Origin of the sequence: Cylindrospermopsis sp. CR12 (assembly GCF_001432185.1) — a bacterium.
In the GTDB taxonomy this organism is placed as follows: Bacteria; Cyanobacteriota; Cyanobacteriia; order Cyanobacteriales; family Nostocaceae; genus Raphidiopsis; species Raphidiopsis raciborskii.
Genome location: NZ_LMVE01000121.1, coordinates 42,284 through 62,341, shown reverse-complemented (window position 1 = coordinate 62,341; position 20,058 = coordinate 42,284). Strand labels below are relative to the sequence as shown.

Annotated in this window: 10 protein-coding genes and 1 pseudogene; 1 reads left to right on the top strand and 10 read right to left on the bottom strand. The window is 44.5% G+C overall.

Features of this window, described 5'->3' with window-relative positions:
* Positions 1-640: 640 nt before the first annotated feature.
* The 6 genes and pseudogenes from ASL19_RS13920 to ASL19_RS17665 all read right to left on the bottom strand — a co-directional run bounded on the left by ASL19_RS13920 (position 641) and on the right by ASL19_RS17665 (position 5,934).
* The gene (locus tag ASL19_RS13920; protein ID WP_057178795.1) at positions 641-1,855 is read right to left on the bottom strand and encodes an ISL3 family transposase; all 1,215 of its coding nucleotides are present in this window, start codon (positions 1,853-1,855) and stop codon (positions 641-643) included.
* A gap of 277 nt (positions 1,856-2,132) precedes the next feature.
* Positions 2,133-2,525: pseudogene (locus ASL19_RS13915) on the bottom strand (DUF4277 domain-containing protein); the annotation flags it as partial.
* 25 nt (positions 2,526-2,550) lie between these two features.
* On the bottom strand, positions 2,551-3,330 hold the full coding sequence (locus ASL19_RS13910; RefSeq protein WP_057178793.1) for a hypothetical protein: 780 nt from the start codon (positions 3,328-3,330) through the stop codon (positions 2,551-2,553).
* A 109-nt stretch (positions 3,331-3,439) separates the two neighbouring features.
* Complete coding sequence (locus ASL19_RS17670) at positions 3,440-3,625, bottom strand: hypothetical protein (RefSeq protein WP_141668795.1); 186 nt, start codon at positions 3,623-3,625, stop codon at positions 3,440-3,442.
* A gap of 281 nt (positions 3,626-3,906) precedes the next feature.
* The gene (locus ASL19_RS13905; RefSeq protein WP_057178792.1) at positions 3,907-5,337 is read right to left on the bottom strand and encodes an amidohydrolase family protein; all 1,431 of its coding nucleotides are present in this window, start codon (positions 5,335-5,337) and stop codon (positions 3,907-3,909) included.
* 99 nt (positions 5,338-5,436) lie between these two features.
* Positions 5,437-5,934: a transposase family protein gene (locus ASL19_RS17665; RefSeq protein ID WP_235529008.1), complete on the bottom strand. Its 498-nt coding sequence runs from the start codon at positions 5,932-5,934 to the stop codon at positions 5,437-5,439.
* Between the two features lie 319 nt (positions 5,935-6,253).
* Between ASL19_RS17665 and gntT the strand changes: the two genes are divergently transcribed.
* Positions 6,254-7,651, top strand: coding sequence for a guanitoxin biosynthesis MATE family efflux transporter GntT (gene gntT, locus ASL19_RS13895; protein ID WP_057178791.1), 1,398 nt, complete (start codon positions 6,254-6,256; stop codon positions 7,649-7,651).
* Here the strand turns inward: gntT and ASL19_RS13890 are convergent.
* From ASL19_RS13890 to ASL19_RS13875, 4 genes are read right to left on the bottom strand one after another with little or no spacing between them, the layout of a single operon-like run.
* A complete protein-coding gene (locus tag ASL19_RS13890; RefSeq protein ID WP_057178790.1) occupies positions 7,648-8,484 on the bottom strand; it encodes a 2OG-Fe(II) oxygenase in 837 nt (278 codons plus the stop codon). The two genes, gntT and ASL19_RS13890, sit on opposite strands and share 4 nt — an antisense overlap.
* A gap of 53 nt (positions 8,485-8,537) precedes the next feature.
* Complete coding sequence (locus tag ASL19_RS13885) at positions 8,538-9,974, bottom strand: amidohydrolase family protein (protein ID WP_057178789.1); 1,437 nt, start codon at positions 9,972-9,974, stop codon at positions 8,538-8,540.
* A gap of 47 nt (positions 9,975-10,021) precedes the next feature.
* Entirely contained in the window at positions 10,022-14,095 is a 4,074-nt protein-coding gene (locus ASL19_RS13880) for a type I polyketide synthase (protein ID WP_057178788.1), read from the bottom strand.
* A gap of 55 nt (positions 14,096-14,150) precedes the next feature.
* Positions 14,151-19,706, bottom strand: a complete 5,556-nt coding sequence (locus ASL19_RS13875) for a type I polyketide synthase (RefSeq protein ID WP_057178798.1) — start codon at positions 19,704-19,706, stop codon at positions 14,151-14,153.
* Between the last annotated feature and the right edge of the window lie 352 nt (positions 19,707-20,058).

Below are 20,058 nucleotides of genomic sequence, written 5' to 3'. Positions count from 1 at the left end.
TGGCGCTGTTGAATGGCGGTGGTCATGGTTTTATAATTGCGGTTTTACGAGAGATTTATGTATGTTCTGGTAGGTGTTTCTACCTTATGAACTTATATTAAGACAAATATTTAGTTTTGTAAAGGGGTTTTTACAAAATTTTTAATAATTTTGCCAATTAGGGATTTTCCTATATGTGGTAGGGCTTACCGGGTGACAAGGGGGTTGAAGATGAGATGTGGCAATAATTTGAGAAAATAAGGGGGTAAAAAAATAGGGGCAAGGGAGCCCCAAAACAACAAAATGTTACCACAATCATATCACAAAATTTTCCGAAAGCATTTGAGTGAACAGCAGTATTTGACATTGGAGATATTGTTATTATTGATACAAGCTTATCGCCAAGTAAAACTGTCAAAATTGGCGAGTTTGTTTCCCCAACCAATTAAATATGAAAGCAGGAAACGTAATTTACAAAGATTTTTAGGAATAAATAAACGGTTCTTGCGCCTGTTTTATGGACAATTAATAGAAAAGTGCCAGTGTAATAGAGTTGTTGGGTAATAAGCCAGAATATCCCTGAAAGGCTTTTCCGACAAGGATTTCGGGAATTATACCGTGAAATCCCTCAAAGCTAGATTGCATAAGGATTGCTGGTATTTTAATCACTATTTCCCAACAGGTCTAATAAACTGCGTAGACGAAAATTGTTGAAGTTACGAAATCCATATCCCAGTCGTTTAATCAACTTGAGTTTATTATTAATACCTTCTACAATACCACTCGTAGTTCTGCCATTAAAATAACCGACTATTTCTCCAAACCATCTAATCATAGTCCCAATAGTTTTTGGGAAAAAAGACTTGGCATCGTGCATCCAATCTAATAAATCAATGATGCTGTCTCCCCAATTTGTGGAGCGTTCAAATATTTCTCTGAATTTTTCTTTCAAGCAGTGCATCTTGGCTAGAGTGGGAGAAACTGACTGGACTGATTTTAAACGTTCTTTTAGCTCTTCGTTGAGTGAGTCTTCATTTTTAATTAGGCTATATTTACCTTTATCTAATCCAGCTAATATTCTCTTTTTTTCTGATTCATTTGGTAAAGATGTTGCTGCTTTCTTCTCTGTTTTACGCATATTATCTAATTCATCATTTACCTGTTTCATTACATGAAATCTATCTGCTGTTATATTAGCATTTGGCATTAATTCTTCTACTAAACTTTTGTAAGGAGACCACATATCAATACTCACTTCTTGTATTTGTTCCAGGGACTCTAATCCCCACACTATAAGGACTTCACGTATATCTTCTATCCTTCTTGTTTTCACTATTTCGATAGGTTTTCGAGTATCTAAATCTACCAACACTGCTAAATAGTTTCCTTGTCCTTTGACCAAGGCTATTTCATCTATCCCTAACCTTTTCACTCCTCTTAAATTTATCTTCTGTATTTGCGCTACTTGCCTTTTTAACATTGATTCTACTTCTTCATCACTGAGGTCGTTTCTTTTGGCGACACTATGAATATTACTATTCAATACTTGTTCTACTATGTTAGTGGCTAATCTTTTTGTATATCCTTTACTTTTGTCCACAAAGTCTAGTTTTTCACTAAACACTTTTTTACACTTATGACATTTAAATTGACGACGATTTATTTTTAAAAACACTGGCTTTTCACTCCACGGTAAATCATGTATCATTCGCCAGTGGTTTTGGTGTATACTACGGGTAATATGTCCACAATTAGGGCAGGTACAATGGTTGACTGCCTTCTCAATTGTAATGATTATTCCTGCGCCTTCTATTTCTTGGCAATCTAATACTTTCATTTCTGGTAGATTGAGGATTTGCTCTATAGGAAATTTCATAACCACCCTTGTCAATTCTTGATTTGTATATCTCTAACTATATCACTTCCGGTATTTAGACATACATAAAAATCTGTAAACTTTTGTGTCTATTGTATTTCAGCCCTCGATTCTAAAAATTGTCAACTATTAATTTCTGTTAATTTACTTTCTCTCCATAAAATCTACGCAAGAGCCTGATTTTGCTGCTTTTATACTTACTGGTACTCGACATAGCCAAGATAATTCTGACATCATTTTCAGGTTTGATTCTGTATATAAAGCCGAATCAGCTACCAGATGAGTCTAGATATGATGTTGATAGTGATACCCCAAATTTTTGGACAGCTTTTACTGCGATGATAAAAAAGATTACATCCAATCCTTTTTGAAACATCTTATCCATGACTCTCCCCAGTTTATCATCGTTGAGATATTCTGGTTTTACTCCTGCTCCTATTAGATGTTCACAGGCTATTGTTTCAAAATATTCAGGAAACATATATAACGGTTTTGAGACAAATCCTAACCCGTTTATTATCATGGCTTTTACTACTTGACCTGCATTTACTTTTTCGTCTTTTTCGACTCCTATCAATTCATTTATTATTTCCACTATTCCGATTGAATCTATGATTCCTGCCACTATCCCTAGATGGTCTATATTCTCAACTTCTATTTCTTCACTAATTCAAAATTTTCATTACCAATACTCTCTAATAAAGTCGAAATTGATATAATTCCTGATATATTTCATCGCAGCGTTTACAAATATCGACAAGATATAGCGGCAACGACTCATTTTTATTCTGATACGAGCGAAAATGCGTAGAACTTGCTACGGTGCTGTACCAAGGGGCTAGTTTTTCGTTCAACTCGACCTCCATGGGGGGCCAACTGAGCATTGTCTCGGTAAACTCAACCCCTACAACCTGACAAAGCTTGGAGAGCATTCTCCGCGGATCGTTCAGCAAGTCGTGTGCATCTATGACAGGCGGGATTACTCCGCTCGTTTGATGTACATAGTCAAACAGCCGTTTTAATTCGATCCAGCCTGTTTCTTCAAAGGTAAAATGTGGCACAATCTTACGAAAAGATAAGAGCATTTCTTTGGGTTGGCGAATCAGAAAGCAGTTGCTGAAGGGCAATATCCACTCAATCCCCATGGTCTCTTCGATTAAATGATACGCTTGATGCTTCTGATAGCAAATTGATTTCCCTTCAGGCAGGGGAGCCTTTAACAGATCGATGACGGATCGCCAATCAGGCAGGGGAGCCTTTAACAGATCGATGACGGATCGCCAATCTGCGTGGGGCATTTGGCTAGAATCAAGGTCTGTCCAAGTAAAGCCCATATCTTTCCCTTTGATAAAGAGATAGGGAAAGGAGAGAAGTTCATCAAAGACTACGGTATCTGGCCGACTCGACCAGGCTTGTAGCAGCACTGTACCTAAACTTCGTGGCACAGACCACATTGCGATTCGTTTTTCTTGCATAACATATTCCCGTACATAAGGATTAGTCTGGATTCTTCATTAGAAGAAGATAAAAATAGCCTACAATCAAGTATAATTAACTGGGCTATACAGAAAATTAATAATCATATTATCTCATGACGGCGTGTAATTTAGACTCAGTTCCTTTACCTTGGCTGAAACCATAGGTAAAATCTAGAATTAGGCGTTTTGATGCTGATGTTAATGTGACTATTCTCAACATGGGAAAAGCACTTTCTTCTCGACCACATTTAGACTTCCCAAATCTATCATGATGACTCTGAAAGGGATTCAATCCCAGTTTATCAGTACCGAAGGGAAAGTCGCACCATGACTATCATGACAAGTCAGTTGGAGGGATGGTATCGGCTGCCAATGAGCCACAGCAAACTCTGCACCGAACAGGCTCATCACGGGTTGGGCGAAGACGATGAGGGCGATCGCCATGACTAGGGAAGGTACAAAGATCCAACGAGCGATCCGAAAGACAACCTGCTGTAATTCTGCCTTATCACCTGCTTCGTATTTTTAATTGTTAGTTGGCAACTTAGCTTACTAGATAACTCAAGACCATTCCTACAATTGGCCCCTTGCCATCGCCGCCATCAGCACCATTTTTTTGTGGATAGGGTCAGATGCTACGCATTGAGAAATCTGTTGGGCTTGCAATTGTGCTTCAGCAATGATAGCAGACTCATCTACTGTGAGGACTTGGTAGTCTTCCAATAACAGTTTTCCCGCCACCATGACACTTTTAACTTCATGTCCTGAAGCAGCGTACACGAAATTAGGTACAAGGTTACGAATGGGGTTAAGCAGAGTGGGTGAGAGGTTAGGGGTGCTGAGGTCTATTAAGATCAGGTCGGCTTCTTTGCCAACTTCAAGAGAGCCAATCTTGTGATCTAAACCAATCGCCCGCGCTCCTTCGATGGTAGCCATACGCAGGACTTCCCAAGCCGGCATAATGGTTGGATCGTGATATTTTATTTTGTTGAATAAGGCGGTCAGCTTCATCTCATGGAAAATATTATTGTAGCTGCTGCCTAGCGCAACGGGTCCGCCTGCTTGCCGAAACACATGAGCGGGCGGCACAATACCGTCAATAGTGCCAATCATTCCCGAACAGAGTACCATGCCAGCGCCACTTTTGGCTACTTGTATCACCTCTTCATCGGTGGCATCGGTGAGGTGAACTGCCAGCAACTGTTCGTCCAAGTAGCCAATCTCAGCTAGAAATGCGATCGGACGCTTACCATATCGTTTAACGATTTGCTCTGTTTCCCGATCTCCCTGCGCTACATGAAAATGCAGCATTAAGCCTTCCCGTTGAGCAATCTCTTTGGCTGCGCGTAGCATCTCAAGCGGCATCATATCTGGCGAATACATTCCTAACATGGTAGTGATACGCCCCTCTGCTGCCCCATTCCACCCACAGGCAAAATCCACAGCCTCTGCCATCGCCCGCCGTCCCGCCTTGATATCGAGGGGATAAAGCTCCCCGTCTTGAAGCGGTGGCATCTCCAGTGGGAGTGCATCGAACATAGGAGCTAAACTAGCCCGTACACCAATTTCATCGAAAAATTCGCCCCACAGGGGGCTAATAATTTTATTGTCACAGAATGTTGTTGTGCCTGCTTTCAACTCTTCTACCACCCTTAAGCGTGTTGCAGCCATACTCGCCACGGGTGTCATGTGAGCAAAATAAGGCATGGTCGCGTCCATTAGCCAATTAGTTACATCTTGCGCCGCCCCACGCATCAGCACCAAACTTGTGTCTACGTGAGCATTAATCAGCCCAGGCAAGACGGCACAATTCGCGGACTCAATAACCTTTCTGCCCTCAAAATGACTCAGCAACGCCTCCGTCGAATCAACTGCTACAATACGGCTACCCTCAACCGCAAGTGCCCCATCTGCAATATATCCCACACCATTTCCCTGCATGGTAAAAAGATGAGCGTGTATCACTAATGTATCTACCTGTTTTTTTGTTGTTATAAGATTCATGTTCGCCTCAGAATAACGTAAACTTGAGATGAAAGACTGAAACTAAGTAATGCCAAGTCTGGTTGTCAAAAGTCTTTTATTTATATTGTCAAAACTCTCTTATAAAAACTGACCCATCCCGCCGCCATGCCTCCTTGCTTCGATACCTTTCGGTTTCTTGTGTGGTAAATGGACATTGACAAATTCTTTCTCCAACCCATGAAAACCCAAATCTCCCTCTATTGCTACTTCATCAGGAATGTATTGCACTATCTCTGATTCATGTAGTAGCCGTTTGTCATGCACTTTACCTGCTCTGGTTTCCGTCAGAATAATCACTCGTTTCTCCCTTGTGCTGACTGTAATCTGCTTGCATGTATGCCGCTTTTTCTTGCCAGAGTAATACTCTTTTTGGCGTTCTCGGTTTTGAGGACGCTGGACTGGACGCTCTGTACCATCCACAATCACCTCCTTCACATCTGGAAACCTTTCAGTGAATTCCTCCATGCTCCTGAGTTTGCGTGCTGCCAAAACTTGCTTTTCTCCTAAAGTGGTTTCTAGCACAGACAGTAGTCGATGTACCCAATCATGAGCACAGGAGCGGTCAAAGTTGAACAATACACTCAGTCAAACGTGGGATAACATTTGCAGTACAGCAGGATATAAAATAGTTTTTCCTCTATACTTCTGAGTGTAGGCTTGCGTCCGCCCCCGGGCCCACGTTTGCGGTTTGCTAAGGAGTTGAACACGGTGCGTTAATATGTATCAGCAAACTGAGATAACAGCTCATTGAATGCTTGGCGGTTAAGTCCAGTCATCTCTCGTAGCAGTCGCTCTTGATTCAGGATGCGGTCTAAGTTCAACATTAATGTCACCCTACTTGTCTGCTTGATTATTATCCCTTATTTTCCAACAACTCTACTGTCAAATTAATCTTATGAGCCTGACATTTCCAAGCCAGTATGACTTTATACCCCGCTACTTCCGACTAGCTTTTATCAACGTCCTATCGAATATTATAGTACCACTGGGTAATTTAGTCAGTATCATGTTCTTAGGTCATCTCTCGGAAATCCACTACCTAGCTGGAGTAGCCCTTGCTGGAAACCTGCTTAACTTTCTCTACTTTGTTTTATCGTTTTTACGAATGGGTACCACTGCGTTAACAGCACAAGCAGTCGGACGAGATGACCGAGAGGGCGTACTGTTGGCGGGACTGCTTAATGGTTTAATTGCTCTGGTGCTGGGGGTGGCGATCATACTGTTACAGTACCCGTTAGGGGTGTTGGGGTTTTCTATACTAGATGTCGCCCCAGAGGTGAAGTCTTCAGCTCAAGCGTATTTTAACACCCAGAGTTGGGGAGCGCCTGCCATTTTGCTCAACTTTGTCCTGCTTGGCTGGTTTCTGGGACGGGAAAAAAATGGCTTAGTTGTGTTGTTGTCGGTTGTGGGCAATGCTGCCAATATCGCACTCGACTACTTGTTTATTATCCACTTAGACTGGTCGAGCATGGGGGCAGGAGTAGCTTCTGCTGCAAGTCAATATCTCACCATATTGGTGGGATTGTTTTTTGTCTGCAAAGAAATCCCGTGGCAAGAGGTAAAAGAATTAGCTGGAAAAATTTGGGACATAAAAGCTATACGCTCCACCTTAACTCTCAATGGAAACATCTTTGTCAGCAATTTAGTTTGTATGTTTACCAACTTAACGTTTAACTACGAAGGGGCACAAATGGGGACAATTATCTACGCTCAAAATGCCTTGCTCTTACAGATATGGGCTTTGAGCATCTACATTGTTGAAGGATTGGGATTCTGTACAGAAACTCTGGCAGGAAATTTTAAAGGGAAAGGAGCCACAGAACAGTTAGCACCTCTGGCAAAAGTTTCTGTGGGAATGGCTCTGCTAGTGAGTCTGGTTTTCGGCGGAGCGTGTTGGCTATTTCCCGATGATGTTTTTGGGTTGTTAACCAACCACGCAGAAATTATTGAGAATATTGATATTTTTATTCCCTGGTTGGTACTTGTCCTAGTATGCAATTCAGTATGTTGCATACTATGTGGGTACTTCTTGGGTTTGGCTCAAGGGCATACTCTCCGCAATGTTAACTTAATCGCGTTTGGTGTAGGATTTTTACCTGCGGATGTAGCTGCTGTTAAATTTGAGAGTAACCATATCTTGTGGTTGGCTTTCTTTTTGTTCAACGCCATTGGAATGCTGATGTTTGGGGCACAGTTACCTAGGACATTTGAGAGTGTAGTTGAGAATGATAGTGTATCTATTCCAGCTTTAGAAGCTTCTCGTGCCTTGACTCAAATGGAAACGCTACATTAAGTCCAAATAACAAGCGGTTTATCAGTTCCAGAGTATCCAATCAAACATCCCCATGTCATACGTACACCAGTTTCTATCTTTTTCACCGCATGAATTCTCATGGAATTGAATAGAATTAAATCTCCCTGGTTCGGTTGGATCTCAAGTTTTGGTTGTGCGATCTTTTTGCTATCAAGACCGAAACTAGCTGGATCATCTGTTTTGTATGCTAATGCTATATATTCGCTTTGAGTTGGCCATTCATCCCAAAGCACTATTTCTCCTCCTGATGCAGACGTTTTTAAATATACATTTGCTGCGATTTGATTTATGATATTTGGTTTATCTTTATAATATTCGAGAAAACCCCATGCCATTACGTCACAATGTGGTGCGCCAGGGTTATCTTCTTTAAACTCTCTAACGATACCCGCAAACAGTTTTTTATCACCAAGTTTTGCTAAATTACAGCCATAACTCCAAATATCATCAACTTCAACCCTAAGTCTATCAATTGGACTTATGTACGGATGTACCAGCCTCCGCATTTCTTTAATCAATGTGGGTGCGTCTTCTTGATACTTTGCTAATTCAAGCTCACTTTCGCATTCATACAACTCTTGTCCCAAGCGACTTACTGATGGATGACCGGGATAAGCGCTAAAATATTTACTCTTTTTTATTCTCTCTGAAATTGTCATACACTCTTGCTCAAGAAAATAATTCGGTACTATTACCGCATCTATTGAATGGTCTAGAAGTCCAATTAAATGCCATTCTTCGAGTTCTTTTGCAGATATTATGGCATCTTGATTTTTTTGATAACTACTCAACTTATTTTCATATATGGTCATTGGTTTGCCCCTCCAGGTTTGATTCAGAAATATTGTTGCAGATAAGCCTGTATCTATAATTTACCCTTAGCCATCGCTTCCATTAACACCATCTTTTTGTGAATGGGGTCAGCGGTCACACGTTGGCAGAGTTGTTGAGCTTGTACTTGCGCTTCAGCAAGAATAGCGGACTCATCTACCGTGAGGACTTGGTAGTCTTCCACTAAAAGTTTTCCCGCCACCATGACGCTTTTAACTTCATGTCCTGAAGCAGCATACACCAAGTTAGGTACAAGGTTACGAATAGGGTTGAGCAGGGTGGGCGAGAGGTTAGGGGAACTGAGGTCTATTAAGATCAGGTCGGCTTCTTTGCCCACTTGAAGAGAGCCAATCTTGTGATCTAAACCAATCGCCTGCGCTCCTTCGATGGTAGCCATACGCAGGACTTCCCAAGCCGGCATAATGGTTGGATCATGATATTTTATTTTGTTGAATAAGGCGGTCAGCTTCATTTCATTGAAGATGTTACAACAGTTGTTGCCACAGGCTTGATCGGAACCGAGTGCAACGGAACCGCCTGCTTGTCGAAAAACATGCGCGGGCGGAACAAGACCGTCAATGATGCCAATAGCGCCCGAACAGAGTGCCATGCCAGCACCACTTTTGGCTACTTGTATCACTTCTTCATCTGTAGCATCGGTGAGGTGAACTGCCAGCAACTGTTCGTCCAAGTAGCCAATTTCAGCTAGAAATGCGATCGGACGCTTACCATATCGTTTGACAATTTGTTTTGTTTCTCGATCTCCCTGGGCCACATGAATATGCAGCATTAAGCCTTCCCGTTGGGCAATCTCTTTAGCTGCGTGTAGGATCTCCAGTGGTAGCATATCCGCCGCCTGTAGTCCCAACATAGTGGTGATACGTCCCTCTGCGGCTCCATTCCATGCACAAGCAAAATCCACAGCCTCTTCCATACCACGTCGTCCTGCCTTCATATCGAAGGGATAGAGGTCTCCCTCCTTCCATGCCGACCATTCTAGTGGAATGGCGTTAAAGGCAGGGGATAGAATAGCACGTACCCCAATTTCATCGAAAAACTCTCCCCAGAGCGGGTAAGGAGTCTCAGAATCGCCGAATGTGGTTGTTCCTGCTTTCAGCCCTTCGAGTACACTCAAGCGCGTTCCGGCTATATTTACTGCGGGTGTCATCTGAAGTGCATAAGGAATTGTCGCGTCCATTAGCCAATTGGTTACATCCTGTGCCACTCCACGCAGAATAGCACAAGTCGTATGTATGTGAGCATCAATTAGTCCAGGCAACACTGCACAATTTACCGCATTAATTGTTTTATTTCCTTCAAAATGACTCAGCAAAGCCTCTGTCGAATCCACTGCTACGATCTGGCTACCCTGAACCGCAATTGCCCCATCGGCAATATATCCCAGGCCATTGCCCTGCATGGTAAAAAGATGAGCGTGTATTAACAATGTGTCTACCTGTTTTTTATTCATAAGACCTTATCTGCGGAATGTGGGTTCTATTCACCAACGCCTGAAATTTAGCCTCTTTCGAGACCAAGGACATCGGCATGGCGGATAATACGACGATATGTTTCTTCGATCGCTCCATCGAAATCATTGAGCTGGAAAACCGTACTAACTGCGTGACCACCAGAATCTCGATCAGGTGGATAACCGTCTCGCAGAACACGAAACGATGGGGTAACAGGCCAGTCGTAGACAGAAAGTGCAATAAACTCGTCCATTGGGATACCATCCTCGTCAGTCAGCGCAATATACTCTTCCGGCGATTTTCCTGTTTGACTGTGGTATTTGGCATAACCTGGCATTGCCAGACAGACAAAGATTGTGTCACGACCAGTTTCCCGTAGCATCAATAAAGTCTGAAGCGTCATGAGGTGGCTGGCTACCGTGGGGAGGTTGCTAGACCCACCCGCGACAATATACACATTGCGTCCACTTGGGTCGAAGGTTGCTTGCAGTTTACCTTGGTCAGTTACTTCATCCCAACTTCCATAAGTATATGGATCAACAGATGTCGGTTGTAGCACCTGCCACGCGCCCAACTCTCCTGATCGCTCCATTACCCAGAACCAAGGCATATCACCACTGTTGAGTAAATTGATGCGATCGGCAATGAGATGGGGCGGGGCGATCGCTCCTTCTCCGATCCAGCCATAGGCCTCTCTTTCAAGTTGGCTTAGTTTTGTTACATCTGCCATTACCGCAGGTCTAACCGTCCATGGAGGAAGATGCAGGGAGTGGGAAGCAGGGGATAAGCCCAGCTTGGTAATTGCAAAAGACTGCTCCTCAACTGATATCTCCTGTTTAGAAGCAAACAAGGATTCGGTGGGAACGTCCTTTTGGTCTGCCTGCGGCACAATTCTGTCCAGTACGAAGTTAGTTAACTGCTTAATCGTGGGATGGTCAAATACTATTGCCACTGGCAGTTCCAACCCTATAGCAGAACGGAGCTTATTACGCAGTTCGATCGCCATCAAGGAATCAATTCCTAAGTCAGAAAACATTTGTTCATCGGAGGGAACACTTTTCATAATCGTTTCGATTTCAGATTTGATCAGGTTCTTCAATATTTCATATCTGTCCTCATGGGAAGTTTGACTTATTTTTTGTAAAACTGTTTGAGGAGTTGTGGTTGAGCTTATTTGTCGCTGTTGTTCCTCTACCAAAAACTCCAAAATACTGGGTAGTGCAATTCGTTCAGCAGCAGAGAGTTTCCGTTCATCATCCAAAAGCCCAACTAAAGATTGGACATCACCTGCTTGCAAATATTCCATCAGTAAAGTGGACACCGCGCTAGGATTTTGTGATGATGCGCTGCTCTGAGCTTGAAAGGTATCTAAATCGGAACTTTGTGCCAACTTAGGGTCGGGAAGCCAATAACGTTGTCGCTGAAACGGATAGGTTGGCAATATCACCTTGCGTCCTTGATATCCCCGATTAAATGCACCCCAATCAATATCATATCCATGTACGTACAACTCACCCAGACTAGTGAACATCTGCTGACAATCCTTCTGGCTTTCCCGTAAACTGGGCAGGTAGCAAGACGAAGTTCCTTTTGAGGCAGTTGAATCTTCCTCATTTACTCGCAGTGCCATGCCCAACAGGGTAGCGGTAGAACCGATTTCCAGAAAGATATTGACACCTTGTTCATTCAGCGTCCTCACTCCATCGGCAAAGCGCACTGCCTCACGGACATGGCGTACCCAGTAATCTGGTCTGGTGATTTCAGGGCCGGCCACTTTCCCGGAGACGTTGGAGACAAGTAGCAACTTGGGCTGGTGATAGGTGATACTGGCTGCCACCTGGCGGAACTCATCCAAGATGGGTGTCATAAGTGGTGAATGGAAGGCATGGGAAACCGTCAGTTGGCGTGTCTTGATGCCAACGGTGGCGAGTTGTTCAGCAATTGCCATCACAGAGGTGCGTTTGCCAGAGATAACCACGCTTTCTGTCCCATTTATCGCTGCGATTGACACATCATCTCGGTAAGGTGTAATAGCTTCCTGGATACGAGCTTCACTTGCCAAAGAAGAAACCATCGTTCCGTCTTGAGGTAGGGATTGCATCAGACGACCACGAGTAGCAATTAGTTTCAGCCCATCCTCTAAAGAAAATATGCCCGCCACACAAGCGGCGACGTATTCACCTACACTATGCCCCATCACGATATCTGGTTTGATACCCCAGGAGTGCCACAACTGAGCGATCGCATACTCAAGAGCAAAAAGCGCGGGCTGAGTATAAGCGGTTTGGTGAATGGCTTCTGATTTTCCCTCTGGGTAGAGAATCGAAAGTAGTGATCGGTCGAAATATGCACCAGCACGCAAGATGTCATCACAATGGGCGAGTGCTTTTCGGAAGGTAGGTTGGTTTTCGTAAAGTTGACGACCCATTCCCACATACTGTGAGCCTTGACCTGTAAAAAGAAAGGCTATCTTTGGTAGCGATTTGACTTCTCGCCCCACACCCCCTGATTGTGCAAATGCATCCAATTGCAAACGCAGTTGCTCTTTAGATTCCGTGACTACCGCAAACCTATGTTTAAAATGTTTACGCCCTATGTGTGCTGTGAAACAAATGTCCGCCAGAGGAACATCGGGAGAGGTCTCTATCTGAGTCGCATAACGCCGAGCCAGTTCTTGCAGGGCTGCGGGTGTTTTTGCAGCTAAGGTCAAAATATGCGGCGTTTGATTAATATCATCAGTAGGTTGCTCTATGTTTGGGGCTGCCTCTAGTACGATATGAGAGTTTGTGCCACTAAAGCCAAAGCTACTGACTCCTGCAAAGCGATCGCTAGTAGACCAAGGTATTGTTTCTGTTGGGATACTGACTGGTAATTGATCCCAGTTAATATAAGGACTTGGCTGGTCGAAGTGTAAGTTTGCTGGGATTTCACCGTGCTGCATTGAGAGTACAACCTTGATGAGACCAGCAATACCAGCAGCAGCCTCAGTATGACCAATATTCGTCTTGACCGAACCGACGAAAAGCATCTGTGAGCGTTGACCAAAGACTTGCCCAATCGCACCCATTTCAATAGGATCGCCTAAGGATGTACCTGTGCCATGTGCCTCAATATAGCTAATTTGATCCGGGTGTATTCCAGCATCCGCTAATGCCTGTTGGATCACCGCCCGTTGTGAGGGACCACTGGGAACGGTTAATCCACTCGTGTAGCCATCATGATTGACTGCGGCACCACGAATCAAGGCCAGGATATTATCATTGTCAGCAATTGCATCGGATAGGCGTTTGAGAACTACCATCCCACACCCCTCAGCACGGGCATAACCATCTGCCTGGAAATCAAATGTTTTGCACCGTCCATCAGGCGACAACATACGGGATTGACAGGCTTTGATAAAGCCATCTGGTATCACTTGTATCTGTACACCACCCGCCAATGCCAAATCACACTCCTGTTGACGTAGGCTCTTGACAGCCAATGCCACAGAAACCAAAGAGGACGAACAGGCGGTATCAAGGGACAAATTGGGTCCAGTAAGTCCCAAATAATAAGATAAACGCCCGCTGGCTGTACTATGGCAGTTACCTGAACCAGAATATACATCTAGGTCAGAACCATTACGCATAATCAAATCACGATAATCACTTTCACTGATGCCAACAAAGACACCTGTTTGTGTAGTCAGTTTATTGCCTGTCAGCCCAGCCCGTTCTAAGGCTTCCCAACTCACTTCCAGAAGCAATCTCTGTTGAGGGTCTAAGCTGATTGCCTCACGAGTAGAAATGCGAAAGAACTCAGGGTCGAAGGCTGCTATTTGGTCGAGAAAACCACCAAAACGTGTATACATTTTGCCGGGTGTTGCTGGTGTGGGATCATAATAGTCGTCAATATCCCAACGGCTTTTTGGAATCTCTTGGATAGCATCAACCCCATTGTGCAATAATTTCCAAAAAGCTTCAGGTGTGTCTGCACCAGGAAAGCGACAGCCCATTCCAATGATGGCGATTGGTTCCCGTTGCGCGTATTTTAAACGGTCAAGTTCGGCTTGTAACTCCTCTATTTTGTTCAATGCCTTCTTGACTATAGAAGTTACCTGATTTTCTGACAAAGCGTTCATTCATTTTTCCTTTACTTGTATGCTCACGTCCGCAATGTATAATTATTGATCACTCCTAATCCAAATGTGTTGATAATTTTTGTATAAGTGTAGACAAAGATTCATCTTCATCACTTTGCATTTCGCTGTCTAACACATCTATTTCGTTGTCAAGAATTCTCCCGATGGACGAAGTATCTGTGAACATTGCTGATAAAGAGTCTGTTTGCTGCGATGCTGTGCTTTCCATCGGTGCAATTACAACTTGTGTTAGGTACTTAACCGCTATTTCTATAGTTGGGTAGTCAAAAGCAAAGGTGACAGGTAATGAACAATCTAATGTGCGTTGTAAACTGTTACGCAGTTCAATAGAGGTGAGCGAGTCAAGACCTAATGTAACAAAACCAATTCCTTCTTCATTTGGTAGCTCTGCCACGTTTATTCCTAACAGTTGAGCGACTTGAGAGCGAAGATGCACTTCTAATAATTTTGGTCGATCTTGCACAGCAGCTTGCTTCAGTTTCCTCTGAATATCTTCTGTGTGACTGACTGCCATCGAATCGTAACTCTGCGCTTTCCGGCTAGACTTAGAAAACTTCTCATAAAAAGGCAAATTACCTTTTTGATGATCCAAGAAGCGAGTCCATTGAATTGGGATCACACCAATTTGAGCGGCTGGCTCGTTCAGTAATTCGCCGAAGAGGTCTAAGCCTTTCTGTAACGGGATGGCCTCTTCACCTCTTTGCGGTAACTTGTCCAGTAGCCCTTGTCGTGCAGCCATACCGACTTGATCCCATGCCCCCCAGCAGATAGACAAACAGGGGAGTCCTCGCCCTCGCCGATAGGCAGCTAAACCATCTAGGAAAGCATTGGCTGCTGAATAGTTGGCCTGCCCTGGCGCACCTAATAGAGAACTGGCAGAAGAAAAGAGAACAAAGAAGTCTAGTCGCTGCTCCAGGGTCAAATTATGCAGAATCCAAGCCCCCTCTGCTTTTGGCAATAGAACTTTTTTGAGCTTGGCTGGAGTTTGTTGGAGTAGACTCGCATCATCAAGCACTCCTGCGGCGTGGATTACACCACACAGAGGTACGGTTAGATTGGTCAGAATCTGCGCTAATACCTTCTCATCGCTAATATCAGCTTGAGCCACAATGATTTGCGCCCCGGCTGATTCTAGCTCATCCAACACCAGACTGACTTCGAAACTGGTCTGACTGCGCCCCAACAAAACGAGATGTTTAGCCCCCTTTTCCACTAACCACCGTGCGATTTGTAAGCCGACACCGCCCCGTCCACCAGTGATCAAATAGCTGCGATCGCTGCGGATCTCAACCAGTTGTTCGGATTTGGGTTTATATTGACTAAGACGTGCTACGTATGCTTGTCCATTGCGCCAAGCCAACTGACTCTCTTCTCCGTCCTTTGATAGATGGCCTCTTTTTAGCTGTGTAAATATCGTGTTCGCCACATCTTGCTGTAAATATCCGGCTTCCACATCCATGTAAACACAGGACAATTCTGGGTGTTCTAGCATGATAACTTTGGCAAGTCCCCACAAAGACGATTGGGCGAAGCCATTTACTCGATCTTGTTCAACCACCGCTTGTGCATCACAGGTGACAATAAGGAGGGATGGCGGGGTTGAGTAGGTATTGAGTAATGCTTGCACAAGATATAGCACCGATGTACAGTTATCCTCTGCTTGCTTCATGGGGTGACAATCCTCTTTTTGATCCAACCCCCATAAATAGACGACTTGTTGTAAATCTGGCAAAGTACGGAATATTAATTCGTAATTTTCCAGTATCAGATCAGCATAGATCATGGTCACTGGCACTCCAGCATTGTCTAGCCTTTGTGCCAGTGCAGCCCCTGTTCCATGCTGATCTGATAAAACCAAACAACTGCCAGAGATAGTGCCATCAGAAGGGACTAGGGAAGTTGATTGAGCTTGCCATTCAATGTCTACAAGCCAGTTGTGTACGTATGTTGTTCTGAGGAATTTTTCGGGAGAGGCTTCACGAAGTACAAAGCCAATTGCTTTCACCAAGGTTTCCCCGATTTCATTCATAATCTGGAAGTCATATTTGAATTCCCCAATCTTCCTCGCGTAGCACCACCACTCTGTTCCCGTGACGGGTTTGTACAGTTGCAGAGAAGCAAATGACAAAGGAACTCTGGTCGCGGAGTCTCCGTACTCGTACTCCATGACAGCGGTGGTTGAAAGTGAACCATCGAGCAATATGCCGTGAAGTTGATGTCCTGATACAGAGCCGACCACATCTGGTATGTGAAGACGGGTCAATGCTTCATTTTCCCCATGCCAAAGTTGCTGTACCCACCTAAAGGAAGGACCCATTTCAAATTTTTGTTTGACTAAGCTATTGTACCAGTCATGACCATTTACGGTATGTGGACAGCGCTGACGTATTTCGGTCGGGGAGAGTGTTGGCGGTTGGGCATCGCGCAACATTCTCAGACACCCTGTGACATGGACTTTCGGTTTGTTCTCTAAGGGACCATCCGGCATGAAGCTAATAATCTGGAAGCTCATGGGTGGAAATGTTTGATGGCTTTGATTCTCCTGTGACTTATCAGGGCTGAAAATCGCCTGCACGATCACCGTATCGTCGTCATGAAAGATAATTGGCTGATAAAAAGCAATATCAGTTAATTCATGCTGATAGTCTGGGTATAAAACCTGCGCTGCATTGAAGATTAAGGAGGCTAATACTGCCCCCGGTACAATGACTTCACCGTATATCTGATGATCGGAGATATGAGGCATCTGTCGCACGCCAAACTCGGTTTCAAACACCACTTTGTTCTCTGATGGTAGCCGGATCATCTTATCCAACATTGGGCGCAGCTCCTGTTTTTGGGGCTTTTTGACGGAGCTTTCAATCCAATATCGTTCTCTCTGAAACGGATAGGTGGGCAACAATATTTTGTGTCGTGAATAATCCTTGTCAAAACCTGCCCAGTCAATCTTGACTCCATTAACTACAAGTTGTCCACAAGTAGAAAGCATCTGCTGCCAATCGTTGCCATCTTCACGCAAACTGGGTAGCATGAGCGGATGACTAGCTGAACCGTTTTCACTATAAATCTGCTTTGCCATACCCAACAATATTGGTTTGGGTCCTACTTCTAGGAGGATGTCAGTATTCTGTTCTGCCAATGTGGCAATACCATCGGCAAAACGGACGGTAGAATGGACATGACGGACCCAATAATCAGGTGTAGCAACCTCCTTTGTTGCCAATTGCCCTGTACCGTTAGAAATCAGTGATAAACTGGGTGACCTATAGCTGATGGTGCTGGCAACGTCTCGGAATGCTTTCAGCATGGGGGTCATCATTGGCGAGTGGAAAGCGTGGGAGACTGTAATTAGGTGTGTTTTGATGCCTTCCGATGCAAACTCTGCTGCTAAATTATCTATAATTTCAGCTTTGCCGGAGATCACCACGCTTTGCTGTCCATTGATTGCTGCAATTGATACTTCTGCACTATAAGGCGCGATGAGCGCTTTCACTCCGATCTCATTGCTTCTGATACTAAGCATTTTCCCCGGCGGTAAGGCTTGCATCAAACATCCACGAGATGCAATGAGTTTTAACCCATCTTCTAAACTAAAGACACCCGCCAGACAAGCGGCTACATATTCACCCACGCTGTGACCCAGTACGACATCAGGCTCAATACCCCATGATATCCATAGTTTTGCTAGGGCATATTCAAAAGCAAAAAGGGCAGGTTGGGTATAAACGGTTTGATTAAGTTTGCTAGGGGAAGTGTAGAGTATGTTCAGAATTGATTCACCCAACAATGGATGCAGAATGTCGTCACATTCGTCCATAATCCGACGGAAGGTGGGCTGAGTTTCGTAAAGCTCACGCCCCATGTTGATGTACTGCGAACCTTGTCCAGTAAACAGAAAAGCGATTTGAGGGCTGAGTTGATTATCTAGTATCACATTATGTTGCGTTGGCATTGTAGCCTGCTGTGGGCAGTGTTCTAATTGTTCTGATAACTGCGCGATGTTCTCGGAGATAAAACTTAAGCGATGGGCAAAAAGATTACGCCCGACATTGGCACTATAACAAAGATCAGCTAGGGATATGGCGGGCGCTTCCCTGAGAAATGCCATGTAACGGGCTACCAATGCGTTGAGTGCCGCTTCGGTTTTGGCTGAAAGGGTCAGAATGTGACAAGGACGCTCCGGTGCATTTTCAGATTTTTCGTTTTGGCGGACAGGTGCTTCTGCGACAACTAGATGACAGTTTGTACCGCTCATACCAAACGAGCTAACTCCAGCAACGCGCTCTTTCCCAGTCCAGGGTACACACTGTGTCGGCACTTGAACTGGCGAAGATTCCCAATCAATGAAGGGATTAGGGTTTTGAAAATGGAGACTGGGAGGAATCTGTTTTTCTTGTAATGATAAAATGACTTTTATTAACCCCGCAATACCAGCGGCTGGTTCTAGGTGTCCGATATTAGTTTTGACAGAGCCAATCCACAAGGGTTCTGAACGAGAAGATCCAAAGACGGTCGTTAATGCTCCCACCTCAATCGGGTCGCCCAGTTGTGTCCCTGTGCCATGGGCTTCGATATAACTGACTGCTTCCGGCTGAACCTTGGCGTTTTGTAGTGCCTGACGCAGTAAGGCTTCTTGAGACAGCTTATTAGGGGCAGTTAAACCACTGCTACGCCCGCCATGATTGACTGCACTACCCCGGATTACGGCTAAAATTGGATCGTCTGCCACGATCGCGTCACTTATTCTTTTAAGTACAATCATGCCACAACCTTCGCCGCGTCCATAGCCATCGGCGGCAGCGTCAAATGTTTTACTACGACCATCGGTCGCAAAGGCGTTTAACTGGGCAGTCCCAATCATAGGGTCTGGGATTAACATAAGCTGAACGCCACCAGCCAGTGCCAGATCACATTCTCCCATCCGCAAACTATTACAGGCAAGATGTACAGCCACTAAGGAGGAGGAACAGGCACTATCAACGACCATGTTAGGTCCTTGAAGCCCCAATAGATAGGATAAACGCCCCGGAGCATAGTAATTGCTATTGCCCGTTGCCGCATAGACATTATGATGATCCCCTGTATTTTCTAGGTGAGCATAATAGTCATTTTCGCTCATCCCGACAAATACCCCCGTTTGGCTATCCATCAATTGGCTGGGAGCAATGCCAGCCCTTTCGAGTGCCTCCCAAGCTACCTCCAGCAACATTCTATGCTGGGGATCTATATTGGCCGCTTCACGTGGCGAAATATCAAAAAACGAGGCATCGAATTTATCCACTGCATCAACAAAAGCGGCTTCACGAATATACATTTTGCCTGGACACCCAGGTTGGGGATCATAGTATTCATCAACTGCCCAGCGATCGCTAGGGATTTCGGTGACCATATCAACACCATTCTGAAGTAGTTTCCAGAATGTCTGTGGTGAATCAGCTCCCGGAAACCGCAGCCCCAGCCCCACAATTGCGATCGGTTCGTGCGCTCGGCGTTGCATTGCCTCAAGTTGTTGGTGTGCTTCCTTTAGGGACAGTCCAACACGCTGAAGTAATGTAGCTGCATCTTCGTTTGCTGTTATAGGTACTTTCATTAGAGTTGTTGGAAAATAAGGGATAATAATCAAGCAGACAAGTAGGGTGACATTAATGTTGAACTTAGACCGCATCCTGAATCAAGAGCGACTGCTACGAGCAATGACTGGACTTAACCGCTAAGCATTCAACGAGCTGTTATCTCAGGTTGCTGATACATATTAACGCACCGTGTTTAACTCCTTAGCAAACCGCAAACGTGCGCCCGGGGGCGGACGCAAGCCTACACTCAGAAGTATAGAGGAAAAACTATTTTATATCCTGCTGTACTGCAAATTTTATCCCACATATAGGAATCGTGTGACCGATTTTGATGATCAATTGATGTTGGTCGGTGCAGGGCTATGGAAC